This is a genomic window from Burkholderia sp. Ac-20379 (genome assembly GCF_017104645.1).
Classification (GTDB): Bacteria; Pseudomonadota; Gammaproteobacteria; order Burkholderiales; family Burkholderiaceae; genus Burkholderia.
In genome coordinates, this window is sequence record NZ_JAAGPF010000609.1 from 1 (window position 1) to 1958 (window position 1958).

General features: G+C 71.6%; 2 protein-coding genes and 1 pseudogene. All 3 read left to right on the forward strand.

Annotated features, from left to right (window positions below):
* Positions 1-574, forward strand: a pseudogene (locus tag G3N92_RS33220) (sugar ABC transporter permease); the annotation flags it as partial.
* Positions 575-598: 24 nt separating this feature from the next.
* Positions 599-1327, forward strand: a complete 729-nt coding sequence (locus G3N92_RS33225; RefSeq protein ID WP_206131742.1) for an SDR family oxidoreductase — start codon at positions 599-601, stop codon at positions 1325-1327.
* Between the two features lie 37 nt (positions 1328-1364).
* Positions 1365-1958, forward strand: a 594-nt coding sequence (locus G3N92_RS33230) for an FGGY family carbohydrate kinase (protein ID WP_241015186.1), incomplete at its 3' end; no start/stop codon positions are given.

Below are 1958 nucleotides of genomic sequence, written 5' to 3' on the forward strand. Positions count from 1 at the left end.
CGCGCCGTCGGCCGGCAGCCTGCTGCTGCGCGCCGCGGCGCTCACCGTGCTGCTCGAAGCGGTGGTCGCCTACCTCGACAACGGCCGCGGCGTGCCGCTGATGTTCGCGCTGTTCGTCGGCCTGGCCGCCTTCATGCACTACGCGCTGACGCGCACCCGCTGGGGCCGCTCGATGCACGCCGTGGGCGGCAATCACGAGGCCGCGCGCCGCGCCGGCATCCACGTGGGCGCGATCTACGCCAGCGCGTTCGTGCTGTGCACGAGCCTCGCCTCGCTCGGCGGCATCCTCAGCGCCGCGCGGCTCGCCTCGGCCAGCCAGCAGGCCGGCTCCGGCGACGTCAACCTCAACGCGATCGCGGCGGCCGTGATCGGCGGCACGAGCCTGTTCGGCGGGCGCGGCAGCGCGTGGTCGGCGGTGCTCGGGATCGTCGTGATCCAGTCGATCGCGAGCGGCCTGACGCTGCTGAACCTGTCGTCGTCGCTGCGTTTCATGATCACCGGCGCGGTGCTCGCGATCGCGGTGATCGTCGATTCGCTGGCGCGCCGCTCGCGCGTCTCGCACGGCCGCGCCTGACCTTTTTCTCCTGGAGAACTCCGCATGTCTGAACCCTTGAACGGAAAGGTCGCCGCCATCACCGGCGCGGCCTCGGGAATCGGCCTCGCCTGCGCGCGCGCCCTGCTCGACGCGGGCGCCACGGTGGTGCTGATCGACCGCGCGCAGGATCGCCTCGCCGATTGCTGCGCGCAGCTCGGCGAGCGCGCGCTGCCGCTGGCCGTCGACCTGCTGAAGCCGGCGGACGTGTCGGCGATGCTGCCGCGCATCGTCGCGCTCGCGGGCGGCCTCGACATCTTCCACGCCAACGCGGGCGCCTACGTGGGCGGCGAGGTGCTGCACGGCAACCCGGACGAATGGGACCGGATGCTGAACCTGAACCTCAACGCGGCGTTCCGCTCGGTGCACGCGGTGCTGCCGCATCTGGTCGCGCAGCGCAGCGGCGACATCCTGTTCACCAGCTCGATCGCGGGCATCGTGCCGGTGGCGTGGGAGCCGATCTACACGGCGTCGAAGTTCGCCGTGCAGGCGTTCGTGCACACCACGCGGCGGCAGCTCATGCAGCACGGCGTGCGGGTGGGCGCGGTCGCGCCGGGGCCGGTGGTGACGGCGCTGCTCGACGACTGGCCGCAGGCGAAGATGGACGAGGCGCTGGCGGCCGGCAGCCTGATGCAGGCCAACGAGGTGGCCGACGCCGTGCTGTTCATGCTGACCCGCCCGCGCAACGTGACGATCCGCGATCTCGTGATCCTGCCCACCAGCGTCGATCTGTGAGATCGTCGCGCCACGCTCCCACTCCAGGAACCGAGACATGACGGATCATCCGAACCCCGACGCGCGCTACCTGATCGGCATCGACGTGGGCACCGGCAGCGCGCGCGCCGGCCTGTTCGACGCGCAGGGGCGCATGGTGGCGTCGGCCAGGCACGACATCGCCGTATTCCACGAGAGCGGCGCGATCGTCGAGCAATCGAGCGCCGACATCTGGCAGGCCGTCTGCACGGCCGTGAAGGCGGCGCTGGCGCAGGCCGCGATCGCGCCGGCGCAGGTGGCCGGGCTGGGCTTCGACGCGACCTGCTCGCTGGTGGTGCTCGGCAAGGGCGGCGCGCCGCTGCCGGTGGGGCCGTCGGAGCGGCCCGAGCGCGACATCATCGTGTGGATGGATCACCGCGCCGTGGCGCAGGCCGAACGCATCAACGCGCAGGGGCACGCGGTGCTGAACTACGTGGGCGGACGCATTTCGCCCGAGATGGAAACGCCGAAGCTGCTGTGGCTGCGCGAGCATCGCCGCGCCGTGTTCGACGCGGCCTGGCAATTCTTCGACCTGACCGATTTCCTGACCTGGCGCGCGACCGGCGATCTGGCGCGCTCGACCTGCACCGTCACCTGCAAGTGGACCTATCTC

Excerpts from the sequence above, each read along its gene's own strand:
- G3N92_RS33225 (WP_206131742.1), top strand. The coding sequence starts at position 599 with ATGTCTGAACCCTTGAACGGAAAGGTCGCCGCCATCACCGGCGCGGCC.